Genomic DNA, 1,715 nt, shown 5'->3' with positions numbered 1-1,715 from the left:
AGCGAGTCCATGGAGAACGCTTTGGGGCGCTCCGGGGTGTCGTAGAACTCCATCGGCTTGCGCTCGCTGCTGAGGCCAGTCTGGTCTCCGGCGGGCCGCGGCGGCTGCTGGTGTGGAGCGAGCGCTGGCGTGCGACCGTGCTGTCCACACCGCCGACCCGGCCGCCCGCCGACCCGGAGCTGCTCAGCGGCATGACGGCCTTCCGTGAGATCGCCTCGCGTGCGGAGGCCGCCCGGATGGACGGTCGGCCGGTCCCGGCGCTGGAGCGCGAACAGCGGCGCCTGGAGCGGGAGATCCGCTCCCGCACGCTGCACATGAGGGGCGAGGCGCCCGGCAACGGGGACCGGTTCGACGTCGGCCGGCTGCTGGAGCGGCTGGGCGACGAGGTCCTGTTGGTGGAGCTGGCCGTCCTGGACGGGCGGGTGCAGGTCCTGCTGTGCGGGCGGGGGCGGGTGCGCCGGTTCGAGGCCGGGCTGCTCGCCGAGGCCGAGACCGAGGCCGAGCATGTGCAGGCGGGGCTGCGACGGCTGGCCCACCCCGGGGCGGAGGCCCGGCTTCCGGTGGTGGAGGCGGCGGGGCGGCGGCTGGAGGAGCTGCTCCTCGGACCGGCCGCGGCGCAGCTGGGCGGGGGCCCGGTGGTGATCGTGCCGCCGGGTCGGCTGCACCGGGTGCCGTGGGCGCTGCTGCCGTCGCTGCGGGAACGGGTGCTCAGCGTGTCGCCGTCGGCGGGCAGCTGGCTGCGGGCCCGGGAGACGGCGCCGCCGCCGGAGGGCTGCCATGTGCTGGTGCGCGGCCCGGGCCTGGCGACCGGCGGCGCCGAGGTGCCCGAGCTGGCCGCCCGGTACGGCTGTGCGACGGTGCTGGAGGAGGACGAGGCGCGGGTGCCGCGGGTGCTGGAGGAGCTGGACGGGACGGCGCTGGCGCACATTGCCGCGCACGGCACGTTCCGCGCGGACAGTCCGCTGTTCTCGTCCCTGCGGATGGCCGACGGGCCGATCGTCGTGCACGACTTCGAGCGGCTGGACCGCAGCCCGTACCGGATCATCCTGTCCTGCTGCGATACCGCCCGGCTCGCCTCCGTCGGCGCCGACGAACTGCTCGGCCTGGTCACGGCGTTGCTGCCGCTCGGCACGGCCGGGGTGGTGGCGTGCAGCGCGCCCGTGAACGACGCCGCGGTGGTACCGCTGATGCTCGCGCTGCACAAGGGCCTCGACGCCGGCCTGTCCCTGGCGGAGGCGCTCCGGGATGCCCGGGCGGCCCTGCCGGGCGACGCACTGCACCAGGCCACGGGGTGGGCGTTCTCGGCGTTCGGGGCGGCCTGACCGGGGCCCCGCCGTCCGGTCGGCCCGCCCCGGCGCGACCGGTAGGGGTGACCTGACCCGGTCTCGCTGCTCGCTGGGGGCGTCTGACCCGGCCTCACTGCCCGTGGAGGGGGCAGCCTCACTGCTCGGTGGGGGCGGTCCGACCCGCTCCCACCGACCGGTGGGGACAGCCTGACGCGGTCTCGCTGCCCGGCGGAGGCAGCCTGACCCCTCTCGCTGCCCGGGGGCCTGGCATCACGGTTCGGGATGGCCGCCCCAGTCCCCCTGCCCAGGGTGGCCGACCCCGGTCTCTCCGTGGGCTCGGCCCGGTCCCGCTGTTCGGCATGGGCCGCGCTGCCCGGTCCCACTGTTCAAGAGGGCCCGCCCCGGGCCCGTCCTCGTGGCGGCCTGACC

1 protein-coding gene is annotated in these 1,715 nt (G+C 76.6%); it reads left to right on the top strand.

The annotated features are described in order from the left end of the window. Nucleotides 1–1,322 (top strand): CHAT domain-containing protein (locus tag ABZ281_RS48275; protein WP_356665082.1); only part of this gene is annotated, 1,322 nt, incomplete at its 5' end. Nucleotides 1,323–1,715 lie beyond the last annotated feature (393 nt).

The organism is Streptomyces sp. NPDC006265, from assembly GCF_040613555.1.
Classification (GTDB): domain Bacteria; phylum Actinomycetota; class Actinomycetes; order Streptomycetales; family Streptomycetaceae; genus Streptomyces.
This window is presented reverse-complemented; position numbering and strand designations above follow the sequence as displayed.